Below are 17,411 nucleotides of genomic sequence, written 5' to 3'. Positions count from 1 at the left end.
GATCAACGGGCTCCCGGGCGCCGGGGTTCCGGCGCCTGGACAGGCCGGGACGCCGTCGGTGTCAGAACTGGACGCCGCGGGTGAGGGCGCCGTCCACGACGAGGTTCGTGCCGGTGATGAAGCTCGCCGCCGGGCTCGCCAGAAAGGCGACGGCGTTCGCCATCTCCTGGGGCGTGCCCATGCGGCCGGTGGGGTTGAGGGCGAGCGCGGTCTTGAACAGCTCCGGGTTGCCGGTCTCGATGGACTGCCACACGCCGCCCTCGAAATAGGTGTTGCCCGGCGAGACGCTGTTGGCCCGGATGCCCCTGCCGGCCAGCTGGAAGGCGAGCCCCTGGGTGTAGTGGATGATGGCCGCCTTGAAGGTGCCGTAGGGGCCGGCGGCGAAGTCGATCTCGCGGCCGGAGACGCTGGAGATCGTCACGATGGCCGGCGCGCGGCTCTTCTCCAGCCAAGGCATGGCGGCATTGACGAGGCGGACCGTGCCCATCATGTCGGTCTCGAATTCCTTCTTCCAGGCCTCCTCGTCCTGGCCGATGGCGAGCGCGCTGACGTTGGCGACGGCGATGTCGATGCCGCCGAGGGCTTCGGCGGAGGAGGCCACCCAGGCGGCGAGCGCGGGACCGTCGGAGACGTCCACCGCGGCGCCCGACGCGGTCACGCCGTGGCCGGACAGCACGGCCACGGTCGCCTCCACGTCGGCGGCGCTCCGCGCGCAGATGGCCACGTTGGCGCCCTCCCGGGCGAGCGTCTCGGCGATCGCGCGCCCGATGCCCTTGGTGCCGCCGGTGACCACGGCGTTCAGCCCCTTCAAGCCCAGATCCATGTTCAGCCTCCGTTCGGTGGGACGAATTGCGTCGGGACGAATGCGCGCGGGGACCGACCGCGTTCGGATGAAGGACGGGGTCTCCCGCCGGACGGGCAGGTCCGGGTCCGGATCGGCGGAGCCCTCCGCGTCCGACGACAGGGGGCGAGTGTAGTGGACATGGTGGTTTCCGCAAGGCGGCGCCCTCGGGCCCGTCCGCCGCCGAACGCGCGTGCCGTCCCGCGCGGCGCGAGCTAGCCCCCGCGCGATCCTATCGCCGGCGCGACGCGGCACGAGCTTGCCCCCGCGCGATAGGCGCGCGATCCTATCGCCGGCGCGACGCGGCGCACGGAGAGGAGACCTGATCCATGGACTGGCTGGAGACGTCCATCATGGCCCGGCGCGGTGTCGCCAAGGGGGAGGAGCGCTCGACCCACGAGATCACCGAGGCGAGCCAGGGCACGTATCACTACGTGTACGGCCCGTTCGCCAAGCCGGTGCTCACGGTCGAGCCCGGCGCGGTGATCTCCGTGGAGACCCACGACGCCTTCGAGGGCAAGATCCGGACCGAGGCGGACAAGCCGTCGGAAAAGCTGAACTTCCCCTACCTCAACCCGCAGAACGGTCCGATCCGCGTGGAGGGGGCGGAGAAGGGCGACGTGATCGCGATCCGGATCAAGGAGATCCGCCCGCGCGGCGAGCAGCCGTCCGGCACCACCTGCCTCATCCCGGAGTTCGGCGGCCTCGTCGGCACGGACGTCACGGCCATGCTCAATCCGCCCCTGCCGGAACTGGTGCGCAAGGTCGAGGTCGACCCGGTGAAGGGCGTGAAGTGGAGCGACCGGATCACGCTGCCCTACGAGCCGTTCATCGGCACGCTCGGGGTGTCGCCGGAGATCGAGGCGATCACGTCGCTGCAGCCGGACTACTACGGCGGCAACATGGACCTGCCGGACGTCGGGCCGGGAGCCATCCTGTACTTCCCGGTCAACACGCCGGGTGGCTACGTCTATCTGGGCGACTGCCATGCGGTCCAGGGCGACGGCGAGCTCTGCGGCGTCGCCATCGAGCATCCGACCGTCACGACGGTGCATCTGGATCTCATCAAGGGCTGGTCGTTCAAGTGGCCGCGCCTGGAGAACGACCGGTTCATCATGACGATCGGATCCGGACGCCCCCTGGAGGACGCCGCCCGCATCGCCTACCGGGAGCTCACCCGCTGGATGGCCCGGGACTACGGCTTCGACGAACTGGAGGCCTACATGCTGCTGACCCAGGTCGGCCGCGTGCGGCTCGGCAACATGGTGGACCCGAAGTATACGATCGGCGCCTCCATCCTGAAGACCTACCTCACCCCCTGACGGGCGGCGGTCGTTCCCCAGGGCGGACGGGCGGGTCGTTCGGGTGCGACGGCCCGCCCGGCGGTCGCGGCGGATCAGTTGAACGAGTGCAGGATCAGCTTCAGGTCGTCGCCGTCCTTCTTGAAGACGTGGGTGGCGAGGCCGCCCCAATCCTCGGCCTTGCCTTCGGCGTTCTTGCCCTTGGCCGACCAGCGGGCGGCCGCCACCACGGTGTCGCCCCGGTCCATCACCTCCACGAGTTCCAGCTTGTGGTCCGTGGTGCCCGCCTTCAGGACGCCTTCGAAGAAGGTCTGGACCTTGTCGGAGCCTTCGATCACCTCGTGGCTCGGCGGCAGCAGGACCGCCTCGGCGTCGTAGGTGGCCGCGATGCCTTGCGCGTCCTGCCGGTTGAACGCCTCGTCCCAGGCCGCATAGGCCTGCTTCACGGCTTCGTCCGACTGGGCGAAGGCCTCGATGGGAAACGCCAGGAGAGCGGCCGAGAGCGCCGCCATGAGGACAGTCCGCTTCATTTTTTTCCTCCCCAAGTTGAGCTTGGTGCGGAGGAAGTGTGCGCCGCTCATAAGATGCCGGCATGCCCAAGATGGATGATGCGCGCGGAACCGCGCCGTGCCTCCGACCGCCCCGAAAGCCGGCGAGGCGAACGCTCGCCGCCTCGGCCGACCATGGAGGCCGGCGCCTGCCGGTCCCGCGTTCGCCGTCAGAAGCCGATCCGGCCGAGGCCCGGGATCTTCAGGCCGGGGCGGGCCAGGTCGATGCCCGCGATGGCGCCCAGGATGTTGAGCTCCAGGCCCTCCACCCAGCCGAGCGTGACGCCCGCATAGCCGCCAAGGGTGAACCGGATGCCGGTGCCGGACGGGCTGAGCCCGACCCAGCGATCGTCGTGAGGATAATCCTTGCCGACGGCGGTGGGCGGCAGGGTGGCGCGGATCTCCGGCACCGCCTCCATGACGGCCGCCACGAAGGTGTTCGAGTTCGGGCCCGGCCAGGCGCGATAGCTGCCGCGCTCCGCGTGGCGGTAGCTCTCGATGGCGGCGCGGATCTTCGGGATCATTCTCTCCGCCGCCTCGCCGTCCATGGAGAACACCAGGTCCGGCACGCTGCCGAACCAGCGCCCGTCGGCCACGAAGCCGTTGCGCCGGATGGGATCGCCCCAGGCCGTATAGTCCCAACGCTCGTAGGTGGCCTCGCCCCTGTCCTTCACGACGATCCACGCATGGGTGGCGAAGATGCCGCGCCAGCGGACCGTGCGGGCGGAGAAGATGCGCACCACCGCCGCGTCCGGCGGCGGCGTCGGCAGGAGGCCGGCGCTCGACCGGTCGGCGGACCGCCAGTCGGCCGGGCGTTCGCCCGCGTAGTAGAGCGCCGCCGAGACCGCGATGGGAAGGAGATAGAGGATGACGAACCCGACGGCGAGCCAGCGCAGCACGGCGACGATAATCGTCATGAACGGATACCTCGGATCGAAAAGGCGAAAGGATCGAGGCGGAGATGTAGGATAGGGGATGTGTCCGGAAAAGGGCGGCCGCGCGAAGCGGGCGCGCCCGCGCGGACGCGGCCGGCCCGGACGGCCGGCGGTCGCCGGCCTGGCCGGCCTTGACGACGGTAGGGCGAGCGCCGCCCGCCTCAGGCCTTCTTGCCGCGGTGGGGTTTCTTGAACGGCTTGGCGCCGGGCTTGCCCTTGGCCTTCGGCCGGGGCGACCCGTGGACGAAGCGGCGGCGTTCCGGCATGGCCGTGCCCGGTTCGGCGAGGCTGATGCGGACCTCCTCCTCGCCCGGGTTCGCGGCCGCGAAGGCCACCTGGCCGGCGGCCGCCTGGGTGACCTCGAACAGCGTCTCGCGCTCGCCGATGCGGATCGCCCCCACCTCGCGCTTGGGGATCTTGGCGACCCGACAGATCAGCGGCAGCACCCAGCGCACATCCGCGTTCTCCTTCCAGCCGAGGCCGAGGCGGAACCAGACGGTGTCCGTGGGTCGGCCGGGCGTGTCGCCCACATAGGGCTGGCGCTCGGGCTTGCGGCCGCCGTCGATCAACTCCTCGGGAGCGGGGAGCTGCGACCGGTGCAGGCGGATGAGGGCGGCGGCGATCTCCTCGGCGCTCTTCTCGCCGACGAGCTGGCGCGCGAGGGCGAGGTCCTCGTCGGTCGGCTCCTCCGTGAGGATCGGGTCGGACAGGAGCCGCTCCTGATCGAGCCGGCGGATCTCCTCCGCGGACGGCGGGCCGGACCACTGGGCGGTCACCCCCGCCGCGGCGAGGAGGCCTTCCGCCTTGCGCCGGCGGGTGTGGGGCACCAGCATGACCGACGTGCCCTTGCGGCCGGCGCGCCCGGTGCGGCCGGACCGGTGGGTGAGCACCTCCGGGTCGTGGGGCAGTTCGGCGTGGATCACGAGGCCGAGGTCCGGCAGGTCGATGCCGCGGGCCGCCACGTCGGTGGCGACGCACACCCGCGCCCGGCCGTCCCGCATGGCGGTGAGCGCCTGGTTGCGCTCGCCCTGGGCCATCTCGCCGGAAAGGGCCACCACCTGGAAGCCGCGCTCCTGCAGCGCCCCGTGCAGGCGGCGGACCGACTCGCGCGTGGTGCAGAACACGATGGCGCCGCGCGCCTCGAACCAGCGCAGCACGTTGACGACCGCCCGCTCGATCTCGTTCGGCGCGATCCGCACGGCCCGGTGTTCGATGTCGGCGTGGCTGTCCGCCCCGGCGGTGACGTCGATGCGCTCCGCGTTCCGCTGGAACTGGCGGGCGAGGCGGACGATGTCGGCCGGCAGGGTGGCGGAGAAGAGAAGCGTCTGCCGCTCCGCCGGCGTCGCCTCCAGGATGAACTCCAGGTCCTCCCGGAAGCCGAGGTTCAGCATCTCGTCCGCCTCGTCGAGGACGACGGCCCTGAGGGCCGAGACATCGAGCCCGCCGCGCTCCATGTGGTCGCGCAGGCGGCCGGGCGTGCCGACCACGATGTGGGCGCCGCCGGCGAGGGCCTTGCGCTCGCGCACCGGATCCATGCCGCCGACGGAGGAGAGCACGCGGGCGCCCGTATGGCCGTAGAGCCAGGTGAGCTCGCGGTGGACCTGCAGGGCGAGCTCGCGGGTCGGCGCCACCACGAGCGCCATGGGGGCGCCCGGCGGGGGCAGCCGCTCGGCGTCGCCGAGGAGCACGGGCGCGAGGGCGAGCCCGTAGGCGACGGTCTTGCCGGACCCGGTGCGGGCGGAGACGAGAAGGTCGCGCCCGGCGAGCGCCGGGTCGGCCACCGCAGCCTGCACGGGCGTCGGCTCGGTGTAGGCCTTGTCCTCGAGGGCGCGGACGATGGACGGATTGGAAACGGGAAAGGGCATGGGCTCTCGGGCGGATCGGAAAAGGGAACGGCCAAGGGGGACCGTCTCTCGATCGGGGTCCGGCGGCGCGCGTCATGGGTTGTGCGAGCCTATAGCCGAGAAAGCGGCCCGGCGCCACGCCGTTCACGACGGAGCGGCCATGCGGCGGGAGGAGATTGGTTCGGTCCTGCCGGGCGGCCCCGGTCGAACGCGCCTCCCGGACGGGACCGGCCATCCACGGCCGGACGCCGAACCGACGGGCCGGGAACCATCCGCCGTCGGCCCCTCCGTCCAGGCGCGACGGGCCGGATAGTCATCCGGATCGCTTCGCCGGTGTTGACAGGGGGTCGGGCCGATGCAGGGTCGTCCAACGGCCTATGGAATAGAAGCCGCGCTGACGCGTCTCCTGTCTGCGCTGAAGGGAGTATCGTGTTGATATCGTTTCGTCCGAGGCTGGTCCTGTCGCTGCTCGTCGCCCTGGTGCTGGCCGCGGTGCCCGTGCGCGTGGGGTCTTTCGGCGATGGGGTCCTCGCCCCGGCCGCCGCGTTCGCCAAGGACGGCAACAGCGGGCGCGGCTCCGGTGGCGGCGACGGCGGATCGGGCAAGGGAAGCGGGTCCGGTGGCGGTAGCGACGGCGCGGCGGGATCAGGCGGCGGTGATGGCGGCGGAAATGGCGGCGCGGCCGGGTCCGGCGGAGGGGCGTCCGGCGGCGGCGAAGCGGTCGGCCGGTCCGTGGATCCCGGCGGCGGGCCGCTCGACGACGCCCTGGCCGGCCAGGACAGACGATCCGCCGCTGCCACCGGCTCCGGCAGCCGGCCGTCCGAGGCGGCGCCCGGCGAGCTGGTGGCGACCGGACTGTCCGAAGCGGCTCTCGCCCGGCTGAGGGCGGAAGGCTTCCAGGTGCTGTCCGTGACGGCGCTCCGGGCGGGCGGCATGCTGGCGCGGCTCAGGATCCCGACCGGGCTCGACGAGACTGCGGCGCGCGGCCGCGTGGTGGCCGCTGAACCGTCGGCGCGCACCGACGCGAACCACTTCTACCGGCCGGAGGACGACGGGGCCTGCGGCCTGCAGATCTGCGCCGTATGGCTGGCGGTCAGTAGGCGACGGAAGCCATGTGCGGCACCACGTCGAGCGCAAGGGCTTCGTAGAGCCGAACCCACATCCCGACCGTCAGCGCGATGGCCGCGGCCGTTCCGGCGGTGGCGACGAGAGGCGCGACGACATAAAGACGGATGGCACGGGCAGTGGCGGCGGTCATGGTGGGCTCTCCTTTCGAACCGGTCGTGTGTCGGCCCTCGCCACGGCGCGCGTTTTCCGCTATCGCGGCGGAACCGACCGGCGCACGGCGCGCCGCGAACGATGTTCATAAGCTATGTGTAGCGCACTCTTGAACGTCGTTCAAGAGGCTATTTGAACGTTGTTCAGGCGGCGCCGTCTCTTCTCCGGAATTCGGAGGGGAGGGCGCCGCGGGACGCGGCCGGACAGGACGGGCGAGGCGGCATGAGCGACGTGACGGACCGGCGGGAACGCCTGCGGGAGAAGCTGGTGGAGGTTGCCGAGGCGGCCATCGCCGAGGGCGGCCTCGCGGCCGTGAAGGCGCGCCCGCTCGCGGAGGCGGCCGGCTGCGCGGTCGGGGCGATCTACAACGTCTTCCCGGACCTGGACGGCCTGATCCTCGCCGTCAACGTGCGCACGCTGGAGGCTCTGGACCAAGCGATGACCGAGGTCGGCGGCCGCTTCCCGGACGATCCGGAGCGGCACCTCCAGGCTCTCGGCGCGGCCTATCTGGGTTTCGCCGCCGCGCAGACCCGCCGCTGGCGCGCGCTGTTCGAACACAGGCTGCCCGAGGGGTACGCGGTGCCCGACTGGTACACCGACCGGCTGGACACGATCTTCCGGCACCTGCGTGATCCCTTCGCGGCCCTCTTCCCCGATCGCCCCGCGTCCGAGCGGATCGAGATGGCGCGCGCGCTCTTCGCCGGGGCGCACGGCATCGTGGCCCTCGGCCTCGACGGCAAGCTCGGCGCGGTGGACGCGCCTGTGATCGCCGCGCGGATCCGATTCCTGGTCAGGGCCGTTCTCGCCGGAGCTTGAGCGCGCGGGTTGCGGGCGCGCCCCGGCGGCGCGACCATCCGCGCGGCGCGGGCAGCGGGCCGATTCGGGCGAAGCGCTCGCCCGGGCGGCGTGGCTTCGGCAGGACCTTGGAGGAGCGGACAGATGCGGCTCCGGACGATCGCGGCCTTGGCCGCCGGCCTCCTCGGCTCGTTCCCGGCGGTCGCCGCCGAGGACCCGGACGGCGCGCGGCTCGTCAGCGTGCCCGAGGCGCGGGCCTATGCGGACGTGATCGCCGAGGGCGTGTCGGCGGACCCGTCGACGCCCGGTTCGCCGGCGCCCGAGCCGGTGGTCGACACCGCCGGCGCTCCGGAGGCGATCCGCCGCTTCTGCGCCGGCGCCGGCGACGGGGCGGCCGACGCGGCCCTCGCCACGCGCACCATGACGCCCGACGAGCAGGTGGCCTGCAGGGCGTCCGGCGTGATCGACGTGGGCGAGGCGCGCATCGGCCGCGACGCCCTGGTCGGGGCGGTGGACGCGGCCTCGCCGACGATGGACCTGACGCCGGAGGACTGGTTCCGGGCGGTCGGCTCGCGCACACTCGTCGACGGCCAGCTGCTGCCGAACCGGATCGTCCGCTGGTCGCAGGTCCGCCCCGACCTGCCGGACCGGGAGATCGCCGTGGCGCTGCCGCCGGCCGACCATGGCGCGCGCGGCGTGTTCGACCAGGCGGTGCTGGTGGCGGGCTGCAAGGCGAGCGGCTTCTTCGACGTCTACGTGCAGGCGGGCTACGACGCGCCGCGGGCGGAGCGGGCCTGCCTGGAGATCCGGGAGGACGGTCGGGCGACCGTGGCGGCCTCGACCGAGGGCGTCCTTCAGGCGATGGACCGGACGCCGGGCGCGGTGGGCGTGCTCAGCCGGGCGGACCTCGCCGCAGCCACCCGCCGCCTGAAGGCGCTGCCTCTCGCGGGCGTCGCGGCGGACCCGGCCTCGATCGCGTCGGGGGCCTATCCGCTCGCCTACCCGGTGGTGCTTCTCGTCAAGAAGGCGCGCCTCGGGGTGGCGGCGGGGCTCGACCGGCTGGTGACGAACGCGGTGTCGGACGCCGTGGCCGGCGAGGGCGGGCGTCTCGCCGCCGCCGGCCTCGTGACGCTGCCTTCGGCGGACCGGGCAGCGGCCCGGACGGCGCTCGGCGTCGACGCCGAGCGGCTGCGCGGGCCGGCGCCGTCCGACCCGTCGGTCGAGGCAGCTCCCGGCGGGGCGGTGCCGGCCGGGCCCGAGATCCCCGACGGCGGGCCGGTCATCCTGCGTCCGCTCACGGATGGTTGACGGACGCCGTCCGGTCCGCGAGCATCCGGGTTGAACCCGGTCCCGGTGGGCGGAGTTTCCGGCCCGGGGGAACCCGGAGACGCATCATGGCTCGATACGGCACGTTGGCTGCGGCGATCATCGCCGCTCTGGTCTTGGGCGGGGCGGCGGACGCCGAGACGGACTTCCTCGACCGGTTCAATCAGAGCTGGTCCGGCAAGGGCAAGGTCCAGCGGAACGCCAAGAGCGGGGTGGACCGCGTCTCGTGCGACCTCACGGGCAATCGCGCGGGCAACCGGGTGGCCATCGCGGGCACCTGCCGCGCCTATCTGGTGTTCAGCCGCACCATCGCCGCGGACCTCACGTTCGATCCGGACTCCGGCGAGGTGACCGGCACCTATACCGGCTCCAGGGCCGGCGTCGCCAAGCTGAGCGGGCGGCGGGAGGGCGACACGGTTCGGCTCGCCATGCGCTGGCCGCGGCCGGTGAACGGCGACACGGAAGCCGCCATGACGATCCGCACCAGCGAGAACGGCTCGCTGCGCATCGTGGTCAGCGACGCCCTGGAGCCCGGCGGCGCGGTCGCGGCGGTCACCGACGTCGCGCTCGAGCCGAACTGAGGCCGAGGCGGACGAAAATCGGCGGGGCCTGTCGAAAGGACCCGCCCACGGCCGTCAATGGGTCGGAACCGGACGGACGGTTCCGGCGGTCGAAGGTCGGGGCTTCGAGCGGAAGCCCGGCTGTGAGACGATCGCCCGCAGCGAAAGCGGAGCCCTTGGCGATGCACTACATGATCCTCTTCTACGAGCCGGAAGCCGTGTTCACGGACCGGACCAAGCCCGAGATGGCGACGGACTACTGGGGCGCCTGGACGTCCTACGTCGGCGCGCTCGCCGAAAGCGGCGTCGTGGTGTCCGGCAACGCCCTCCAGGCGCCCCACGCCGCCACGACGGTCCGCCTCAGGGACGGCGAGCGCCTGGTGCAGGACGGGCCCGTGGCGGCCACCAAGGAACAGCTCGGCGGCTATTTCATCGTCGACGTTCCGGACCTCGACACCGCCATCGCCTGGGCGGCCCGCAGTCCGTCGGCGCGCTACGGCTCGACCGAGATCCGCCCCGTGCTGCCGCCCATGGCGGCGCCGGCCTGACCGTTGGAGCGCGCCATGACCTCCCATCCGGACGCTCATGGCGCGCCGTTCGCGGACGAGGCGGCGCGGGCGGCCGAACGGGCGGCCCGCCTGTCCTACGGCCGCCTGCTCGCCCACCTCGCCCGCGCGTTCCGGGACGTGACGGCCGCCGAGGACGCCCTCGGCGACGCCTTCGCGGCCGCCCTGCGGTCCTGGCCCCGGCAGGGCGTGCCGGCCAACCCGGACGGCTGGCTGACGGCGGCGGCGCGCAACCGGCTGATCGATCTCGCCCGGTCCGGCGCCGTGCGGGCGGAGGCTGCGTCGACGCTCGACCTGATGGCGAGGGCCGGCGAGAACGGCGACGGGCCGCCGCTCGCCGACCGCCGTCTCGGCCTCCTCTTCGTGTGCGCGCACCCGGCGATCGACCCGGCGGCGCGCACGCCCCTGATGCTCCAGACCGTGCTCGGGTTCGACGCCCGGCGCATCGCGGCGGCCTTCCTGGTCGCCCCCGCCGCCATGAGCCAGCGCCTCGTGCGCGCCAAGGCGCGGATCCGGGACACCGGCCTGCGCTTCGACCTGCCCGACGCGGGCGCCTGGCCCGCCCGGGCGGACAGCGTGCGCGAGGCCATCTTCGCGGCCTATGGCGCGGGTTGGGACGCGGCGGTCCTCGCCGGCGGCGGCGACCGGGACGGGCTGACCGAGGAGGCGATCTGGCTGGCGCGGGTGCTGGTGGACGGCGTGCCGGACGACGCGGAGGCGCGCGGGCTCCTGGCCCTCATGCTCTTCTGCGAGGCGCGATCCGGCGCGCGCCGGACGCCGGAAGGCGCCTACGTGCCTCTGGCAGCCCAGGACCCGGCCCGGTGGTCGCGGCCGATGATCGTGGAGGCGGAGGAGCAGTTGTCGGTCGCCGCGCGGAGCCGGTCGCCGGGCCGCTTCCAGCTGGAGGCGGCGATCCAGTCGGCCCATGTGGCCGCCCGTGTGACCGGGCGCGACCTGTCCGCGGCGCTCGTCCACCTGCACGAACAGCTGGCGGCCATCGCCCCGACCATCGGGTCCGTGCTCGGGCTCGCGGCCGCGCTCGGCGCCGCGGGGCGTCCGTCGGACGGGTTGGCGCTCGCGGACGGGCTGCCGGCGAGCCGGGTCGCCGACCATCAGCCCTTCCATGCCGTCCGCGCCCATCTTTTGGAAGCCCTCGGCCGCGGCCTGGACGCCGCGGAGGCGCGGGCCCGGGCGGCGGCCCTGGCGGACGATCCGGCCGTCCGGGCCTTCCTGACGCGGACGCCCTGAACCCCGTCAGCGCGGGGCGGCCCGCGCGAGCGAGACCAGGAGCCGGTAGCGCAGGCCGTCCGGCTCGAAGTCCAGCGTCGGGTGGCTGACCGCCCCGGAGATGCCGCCGAGCACCAGGCGGGACCCGAAGCCGCGCCCGGTCGGCGGCGACACCGGCGGGCCGCCGGTTTCCTTCCAGGCGAAGTCCAACGCCCGCTCGCCGTTCAGCTCGGCCTCGTTCCAGCGGATCGTCACGCGTCCTTCCGGCACCGACAGGGCGCCGTACTTGGCCGCGTTGGTGGAGAGTTCCTGCACCACGAGGGCGAGCGACAGGGCGGCCTGGGAGCCGAACTCGATGGGCGGGCCCTCAATGTCGAACCGCAGGCCGGGCTCGTCCTCGTGATGGCCGATGGCGCTCGCCACGATGTCCGCGATGGTGGCCCGCTCGGTCTTGCCGGTGAGCAGCATGTCATGGGCGCGGGCGAGCACCTCGAGCCGGCCGGTGACCTTGCCCCGCGCCTCGTCCAGGCTGGAGGCGTTGCGCAGCGACTGGGTGACGATGCTCTGCACCACCGCGAGCTGGTTCTTCATGCGGTGGCTGAGTTCCTGGTTGAGCAGCCGCTGCATCTTCTCGGCTGCCCGCTTCTCCGTCACGTCCGCCGCCTGGACGAAGATGCCGCGGACCTTGTCCGCGCCGCCGGACCGGATCGGCTGGAACACGAAGTCGAGGATGCGGGTCTCTACCGGCGCGTTGACGCCGCGGCGGAACTCGATCGGCACGTCGCTGCCCACATAGGCGAGGCCCGTGGCGTAGACCTGGTCGAGCAGCGTCTCGAAGCCCTGCTCGGCGATCTCCGGCAGCGCCTCGCGCAGCGGCCTGCCGATCACGTCGCGGTTGCCGACGAGGCGGATGTAGGCGGCGTTGGCGATCTCGAACACGTGGTCCCGCCCGCTCATGACGGCCGTGGCGGCGGGCGCCTGTTCGAACAGTTCGCGCATGCGCGCCACCTCCCGCTCGCGCTCGCGGGAGAGCAGCACCTCCGAGGTGATTTCCAGGCAGGTGCAGAACATGCCGACGACCGTGTCCGAGGCCTCGTCGCGCACGGGCGTGTAGCCGAACGAGAAGTGGGTCTCCTCGTCGCGGCCGTAGCGCCGCATGACGAACTGGATGTCCTCCATGTAGGTCGGAACGCCCGCGTAGGCGGCATCCATGATCGGCCCGACGTCGTCGATGATGTCGGCCCAGACCTCCTCGAACCGTCGTCCCAGCGCGCCGGGGTGCTTGTTCCCGCAAAGCGGCGCATAGCCGTCGTTGTAGAGCATCCGGCGCTCCGGACCCCAGGCGATGAACATGGGCTGACGCGACGCCAGCATCACACGGATCAGCGTTCTCAGGGTTTCGGGCCAGCCGGACGGGTGGCCGAGCGAGGTCGAGCTCCAGTCGAAAGCCCGGATTCGCTCCCCCATGTCGCCGCCGCCGGCAAGAAAGGGCTGGAAATTCAACGGAGACGCTCTGAGTGGCCTGAATGCATGCGACAAACAGTACCTTTCAGGAACAAGGGATGACAAGGCGGCGGAGCCCCGTTTTGCTCGAGAAAGGTTTTTCAGGCCATGCCCCCGGCCGCCCCACGCCGGGCACGGCCGCGCGATCCGGACCGCCCCGAAGGACGAGCCCGGACGGGTGGGGGGGACGGCGGACCACCGGAGCGTGGCCGGGAACCGACGTTTTCGTTGAAGGATAGGTGATCGGGAGCGGTCGCTAAGGTCACCCAGGTGGACGGCGCTGTCGCGTCCGCCGGCCTGAGACATCACGTCCGCGGTGGTGCGCGATCGCTCGCCCGACGTCGCCGGTCGGCCGGGTCGGGGCGAGCCTGGAGCCGCGGACGAAAGGGTCGCGCCAGGCGGCGCGCGACAGGACGGGCGTGACCGCGCGCGGGCGGGGTCACGCCGGCATTCGGCGGAGCCGCGGCGGACCTCAGCCGCCGCCACCGCCTCCACCGCCGCCGCCGCCACCGCCGGACGCACCGCCGCCCGACGAGCCGGACGATCCGGCCCCGGAGGAGCCCGCGCCGGACGACCCGGCGCCGGACGAACCGCTTCCGGTCGAGCCCGAACCCGTGCTGCCGGTGCCGGATGAGCCGGCCCCGGTGGTGCCCGTGCCCGACGGCGCCATCAGGTCCGGGCCGGACGACGTGGTTCCGGTGCCCATGGTGTCCGAGCCGGGCGAGTTGGTGTCGGACCCGATCGCATCGGTGCCCGGCGCGTTGTTGCCGGTGCCCATGGTGTCCGTGCCCGGGGTGTTCGCGTCGACGCCGGCCGCGCCGGACGTGCCGGTGCCGCCCGCCCCCGTGCCGGCCGTGCCGGTCTCGGCGTCACCCGTGCCCATGGGGCTCGTGCCCGTGCCGGTCCCTGTCGCGCCGGACCCGGTGGTGGTGCCGCTCGCGCCCGTTCCGGAGGTGCCCGTGGTGCCCGTTCCGGAGGTGCCCGTACCTGGAGCGCCTGTGCCCGCGCCGATCCCGGTGCCTGTGGTCCCCGTGCCCGGGGTGCCGGTCGTGCCGATGCCGGTCTCCGTCCCGGTGTTGGTGCCGGTCGTTCCCGTTCCGGTCGTGCCTGTGCCGGTGGTGCCGAGGCCGGTCTCCGTCCCGGTGCCGGTCGTCCCCGTTCCGGAGGTGCCGGCGCCGGTCGTGCCCGTCGTGCCGATGCCGGTTCCGGTCGTGCCGGTGCCGGCCGCGCCCGTTCCGCCGGCTCCCTCGGTCCCGGTGCCGCCGGATCCGGTGCCGCCGGCGCCGGCCGTGCCTGTGCCGCCGGCCTCGCCCTCGGTCTCGCCGATGGCCGCCCGGGCTTCCGAGAGCGCGTCGGTGCAGCCCGACTGGTCGCCTTGCGCGTTGGCGGCGCGGGCCCGGTTGATGGCGTCGAGCGCCCGCGCGTAGTCGGGCTCGCCCTCGCGGACCTGGCCGGCGCGCGCGCCGGCGGCCGGGCCGGTGTTGGCGCCTGCGGCGTCGGCCGGTCCGATGATGCGGGATTCAAGCTGGGCGATGTCCTGGATGCAGGCCGCCGACGCCGGCGCGAGCGTCGAGGTAATGGCGCCGATCGCAACGGCGCCGGAAAGGACGAGCTTGTTCATGAACGCGCTCCGGGCGAGGGGGACCGTCAGGACCGGTCCGGGAAGGCTCCCTCGTCAACGCCGGTGCGGAGGCGCCTGTTCCGTGCCGGCCCGCCTCGGCGAGATCCGGCCGCCCGAACCCGGCCGCCCGGCTCCCGGACGCGGCGCCGGCGTCAGCCCCCGGACGCCACGGCCGCGGCGAGGCGGTCCGGCGTGTCCGTCGCCCCCATGGCGCGGGCCACCGCCTCGGCGGTCAGACCGCCCGCGTCCACGGCCGCCGGATCGGCGCCGGCGTCGAGCAGGATCTCGACGATGTCCAGGCGGTTGAACATGGCGGCGATCATCAGGGCCGTGCGTCCGTCCGGGGCGGCGGCGTCCACCACGGCCCCGTTCTCCAGGAGGAGGCGCACCATGGCGGCGTCGCCCTTGAAGGCAGCGCCGGCCAGCGGCGTCTGGCCGCGGTCGTTGGCCAGATTGGCGTCCGCGCCGTGGCGCAGAAGCGCGGCCGAGGTCTCCAGCCGGCCGTTGTAGCTCGCCAGCATCAGGAGGCTGTCGCCCTTGTCGTTGCGCAGATTCGGCGGCAGCCCCATGACGAGCAGGGTGTCGAGCTCGTCGGTGTCGCCGGCCCGCGCATGCTGGAACACGCGTCCGGCGAACGCGATGGTGGCGTCGTCGAGGGTGGGCCGCTCGTCGGGATTCTGCACGCGATCGCCTCCAGGTCGGGTCGGCTGACGGGCGGAACCTTAGGGCGGCGGGCCCGGCCTGACCAGAGCGGCACTCCGGGCTCTCCTGGCCGTTCCGCGCCGGCAGGTTTCCGATGATGCACGCATATTTCGCCGGCATAGTCTTTTCGTCGCGGCCCGCCGCGCCATCTTTTCGGCGGGAACGCGGCCTGAGATCGTTCCTGCAGGCCTGTGCGGGGTCGAATTCGAACCGCTCAGGCCGGGTTCAGCGGGCGTCGTTCACGCTTTTGGGGATTGTCAGGCGCGACGGCTGAAGCCTAACCTCATTCTCGAATGCTGATACGGCGGAGCGGAATAACATTCACGCGTCGACGGAAACCAAACCTTCGCCGCTCGTGTTCCGTTGCTGACCCTCCATATACGTTCAAATGAACCGCACGTAGGGACGGCCATGACAGCGACTGACGTGTTTTCGGATTTGGCTCGGGTTCACCAGACGCGGCGCAGCGTGGAGATGACGCTGTCCGAATACCTCGACCTGTGTAAGGCCGATCCGAAAGCGTACGCCAGCGCGCCCGAACGGATCCTGGACGCGATCGGCGAACCGGAGCTGGTCGACACCTCCCGGGACCCGCGGCTCGGCCGCATTTTCATGAACCGGACGATCCGGGTCTACCCGGCTTTCGCCGAGTTCTACGGCATGGAGGAGACGATCGAGCGGATCGTGTCCTTCTTCCGGCACGCCGCCCAGGGGCTGGAGGAGCGCAAGCAGATCCTCTACCTGCTCGGCCCGGTCGGCGGCGGCAAGTCGTCGCTCGCCGAGCGGCTGAAGGCCCTGATGGAGGCCAATCCCATCTACGTGCTGAAGGCCGGCAACGAGGTGAGCCCGGTGTTCGAGAGCCCGCTCGGGCTGTTCGACCCGGAGACCGCCGGCCCCATGCTGGAGGACCGCTACGGCATCCCGCGCCGGCGCCTCACCGGCCTGATGAGCCCGTGGTGCCTGAAGCGCCTGGACGAGTTCGACGGCGACATCTCGCGCTTCAAGGTGGTGAAGGTCACGCCGTCGCGCCTGCGCCAGGTGGCGATCGCCAAGACCGAGCCGGGCGACGAGAACAACCAGGACATCTCCTCGCTCGTCGGCAAGGTGGACATCCGCAAGCTGGAGACCCTGTCCCAGGCGGACCCGGACGCCTACAGCTATTCCGGCGGCCTCAACCGCGCCAACCAGGGGCTTCTCGAGTTCGTCGAGATGTTCAAGGCGCCGATCAAGATGCTGCATCCGCTGCTGACGGCGACCCAGGAAGGCAACTACATCGGCACCGAGAACATCGGCGCGATCCCGTTCTCCGGCATCGTCATGGCCCACTCCAACGAAGCGGAGTGGCAGTCGTTCAAGACGAACCGGAACAACGAGGCCTTCATCGACCGCATCTACGTCATCAAGGTGCCCTACTGCCTCCGGGTGATGGAGGAGCAGCGCATCTACGAGAAGCTGATCCGCGGCTCCGAGCTCGCCGCCGCGCCCTGCGCGCCGGGCACGCTGGAGATGCTGGCCCGTTTCGCGGTGCTGTCGCGCCTGAAGCCGCACGAGAACTCCAACATCTTCTCCAAGATGCGGGTCTACGACGGCGAGAGCCTGCGCGAGGTGGACCCCCGCGCCCGCAGCCTGATGGAATACAAGGACACCGCCGGCGTCGATGAGGGCATGGACGGGATCTCCACCCGCTTCGCCTTCAAGGTGCTGGCCGCCACCTTCAACCACGACACCGTGGAGGTGGCCGCCGACCCGGTGCACCTGATGTACGTGCTGGAGCAGGCGCTCCGCCGCGAACAGCTGCCGCCGGAGACTGAAAAGCTCTACCTCGAATACATCAAGGGCGAGCTCGGACCGCGCTATGCCGAATTTATCGGCAACGAAATCCAGAAGGCCTATCTGGAATCCTACCACGATTACGGGCAGAATCTGTTCGATCGCTACATCGACTACGCGGATGCGTGGATCGAGGACCAGGACTTCAAGGATCCTGACACCGGGCAGATGCTGGACCGGGAGCTCCTGAACCAGGAGTTGACCAAGATCGAGAAGCCCGCGGGCATCGCGAACCCGAAGGACTTCCGCAACGAGGTGGTGAAGTTCGCTCTCCGGTGGCGGGCCGCCAACAAGGGGCGCAACCCGTCCTGGTCGAGCTACGAGAAGATCCGGGACGTGATCGAGCGGCGCATGTTCAGCCAGGTGGAGGAACTGCTGCCGGTCATCAGCTTCGGATCGAAGAAGGACAGCGACACCGAGAAGAAGCACGCCGACTTCGTCGAGCGCATGGTCGAGCGGGGCTATACCGAGCGGCAGGTGCGGCGGCTGGTGGAATGGTACATGCGGGTCAAACAAGCCGGCTGATCGTGGCCG

At 72.0% G+C, this 17,411-nt stretch carries 15 protein-coding genes; 7 read left to right on the top strand and 8 right to left on the bottom strand.

What is annotated here, in order from left to right; translation table 11 throughout:
• Window positions 1-61: 61 nt before the first annotated feature.
• The gene (locus HND91_RS07945) at window positions 62-823 is read right to left on the bottom strand and encodes an SDR family NAD(P)-dependent oxidoreductase (protein WP_181706009.1); all 762 of its coding nucleotides are present in this window, start codon (window positions 821-823) and stop codon (window positions 62-64) included.
• Between the two features lie 347 nt (window positions 824-1,170).
• Between HND91_RS07945 and HND91_RS07940 the strand changes: the two genes are divergently transcribed.
• Window positions 1,171-2,163 (top strand): acetamidase/formamidase family protein, encoded by a 993-nt coding sequence (locus tag HND91_RS07940; protein ID WP_181706008.1) that lies wholly within the window; start codon window positions 1,171-1,173, stop codon window positions 2,161-2,163.
• A 74-nt stretch (window positions 2,164-2,237) separates the two neighbouring features.
• Here HND91_RS07940 and HND91_RS07935 read toward each other — a convergent pair whose 3' ends face one another.
• The 4 genes from HND91_RS07935 to HND91_RS07920 all read right to left on the bottom strand — a co-directional run bounded on the left by HND91_RS07935 (window position 2,238) and on the right by HND91_RS07920 (window position 6,727).
• Entirely contained in the window at window positions 2,238-2,672 is a 435-nt protein-coding gene (locus HND91_RS07935) for a YybH family protein (RefSeq protein ID WP_246329349.1), read from the bottom strand.
• Between the two features lie 188 nt (window positions 2,673-2,860).
• Window positions 2,861-3,607, bottom strand: a complete 747-nt coding sequence (locus HND91_RS07930; RefSeq protein WP_181706007.1) for a DUF3750 domain-containing protein — start codon at window positions 3,605-3,607, stop codon at window positions 2,861-2,863.
• Window positions 3,608-3,786: 179 nt separating this feature from the next.
• Window positions 3,787-5,490, bottom strand: a complete 1,704-nt coding sequence (locus HND91_RS07925) for a DEAD/DEAH box helicase (protein WP_181706006.1) — start codon at window positions 5,488-5,490, stop codon at window positions 3,787-3,789.
• A 1,072-nt stretch (window positions 5,491-6,562) separates the two neighbouring features.
• On the bottom strand, window positions 6,563-6,727 hold the full coding sequence (locus HND91_RS07920) for a hypothetical protein (RefSeq protein ID WP_181706005.1): 165 nt from the start codon (window positions 6,725-6,727) through the stop codon (window positions 6,563-6,565).
• A gap of 242 nt (window positions 6,728-6,969) precedes the next feature.
• Here HND91_RS07920 and HND91_RS07915 point away from each other — a divergent pair, with 242 nt between their 5' ends.
• The 5 genes from HND91_RS07915 (at window position 6,970) to HND91_RS07895 (ending at window position 11,242) form a co-directional block, all read left to right on the top strand.
• Window positions 6,970-7,563: a TetR/AcrR family transcriptional regulator gene (locus HND91_RS07915; protein WP_181706004.1), complete on the top strand. Its 594-nt coding sequence runs from the start codon at window positions 6,970-6,972 to the stop codon at window positions 7,561-7,563.
• 123 nt (window positions 7,564-7,686) lie between these two features.
• Window positions 7,687-8,850: a PstS family phosphate ABC transporter substrate-binding protein gene (locus HND91_RS07910; protein ID WP_181706003.1), complete on the top strand. Its 1,164-nt coding sequence runs from the start codon at window positions 7,687-7,689 to the stop codon at window positions 8,848-8,850.
• 86 nt (window positions 8,851-8,936) lie between these two features.
• Window positions 8,937-9,449, top strand: a complete 513-nt coding sequence (locus HND91_RS07905) for a hypothetical protein (RefSeq protein WP_181706002.1) — start codon at window positions 8,937-8,939, stop codon at window positions 9,447-9,449.
• A gap of 161 nt (window positions 9,450-9,610) precedes the next feature.
• Window positions 9,611-9,976 carry a YciI family protein gene (locus HND91_RS07900; RefSeq protein WP_181706001.1) on the top strand — a complete coding sequence of 122 codons (366 nt, stop codon included), beginning with the start codon at window positions 9,611-9,613 and terminating at the stop codon, window positions 9,974-9,976.
• 15 nt (window positions 9,977-9,991) lie between these two features.
• Window positions 9,992-11,242, top strand: a complete 1,251-nt coding sequence (locus tag HND91_RS07895) for an RNA polymerase sigma factor (protein WP_181706000.1) — start codon at window positions 9,992-9,994, stop codon at window positions 11,240-11,242.
• 6 nt (window positions 11,243-11,248) lie between these two features.
• Here the strand turns inward: HND91_RS07895 and HND91_RS07890 are convergent, their stop codons facing one another.
• From HND91_RS07890 to HND91_RS07880, 3 genes are all read right to left on the bottom strand, one after another.
• On the bottom strand, window positions 11,249-12,688 hold the full coding sequence (locus HND91_RS07890; protein WP_181705999.1) for a sensor histidine kinase: 1,440 nt from the start codon (window positions 12,686-12,688) through the stop codon (window positions 11,249-11,251).
• Window positions 12,689-13,196: 508 nt separating this feature from the next.
• A complete protein-coding gene (locus HND91_RS07885; RefSeq protein ID WP_181705998.1) occupies window positions 13,197-14,345 on the bottom strand; it encodes a hypothetical protein in 1,149 nt (382 codons plus the stop codon).
• 152 nt (window positions 14,346-14,497) lie between these two features.
• On the bottom strand, window positions 14,498-15,028 hold the full coding sequence (locus HND91_RS07880) for an ankyrin repeat domain-containing protein (RefSeq protein WP_181705997.1): 531 nt from the start codon (window positions 15,026-15,028) through the stop codon (window positions 14,498-14,500).
• 430 nt (window positions 15,029-15,458) lie between these two features.
• Here HND91_RS07880 and HND91_RS07875 point away from each other — a divergent pair, with 430 nt between their 5' ends.
• On the top strand, window positions 15,459-17,402 hold the full coding sequence (locus tag HND91_RS07875) for a PrkA family serine protein kinase (RefSeq protein WP_181705996.1): 1,944 nt from the start codon (window positions 15,459-15,461) through the stop codon (window positions 17,400-17,402).
• Window positions 17,403-17,411 lie beyond the last annotated feature (9 nt).

This window comes from Chthonobacter rhizosphaerae, assembly GCF_013839525.1.
In the GTDB taxonomy this organism is placed as follows: Bacteria; Pseudomonadota; Alphaproteobacteria; order Rhizobiales; family Pleomorphomonadaceae; genus Chthonobacter; species Chthonobacter rhizosphaerae.
The sequence above is the reverse complement of the archived record's forward strand: the minus strand, read 5'-3'. Positions and strand labels throughout refer to the sequence as shown.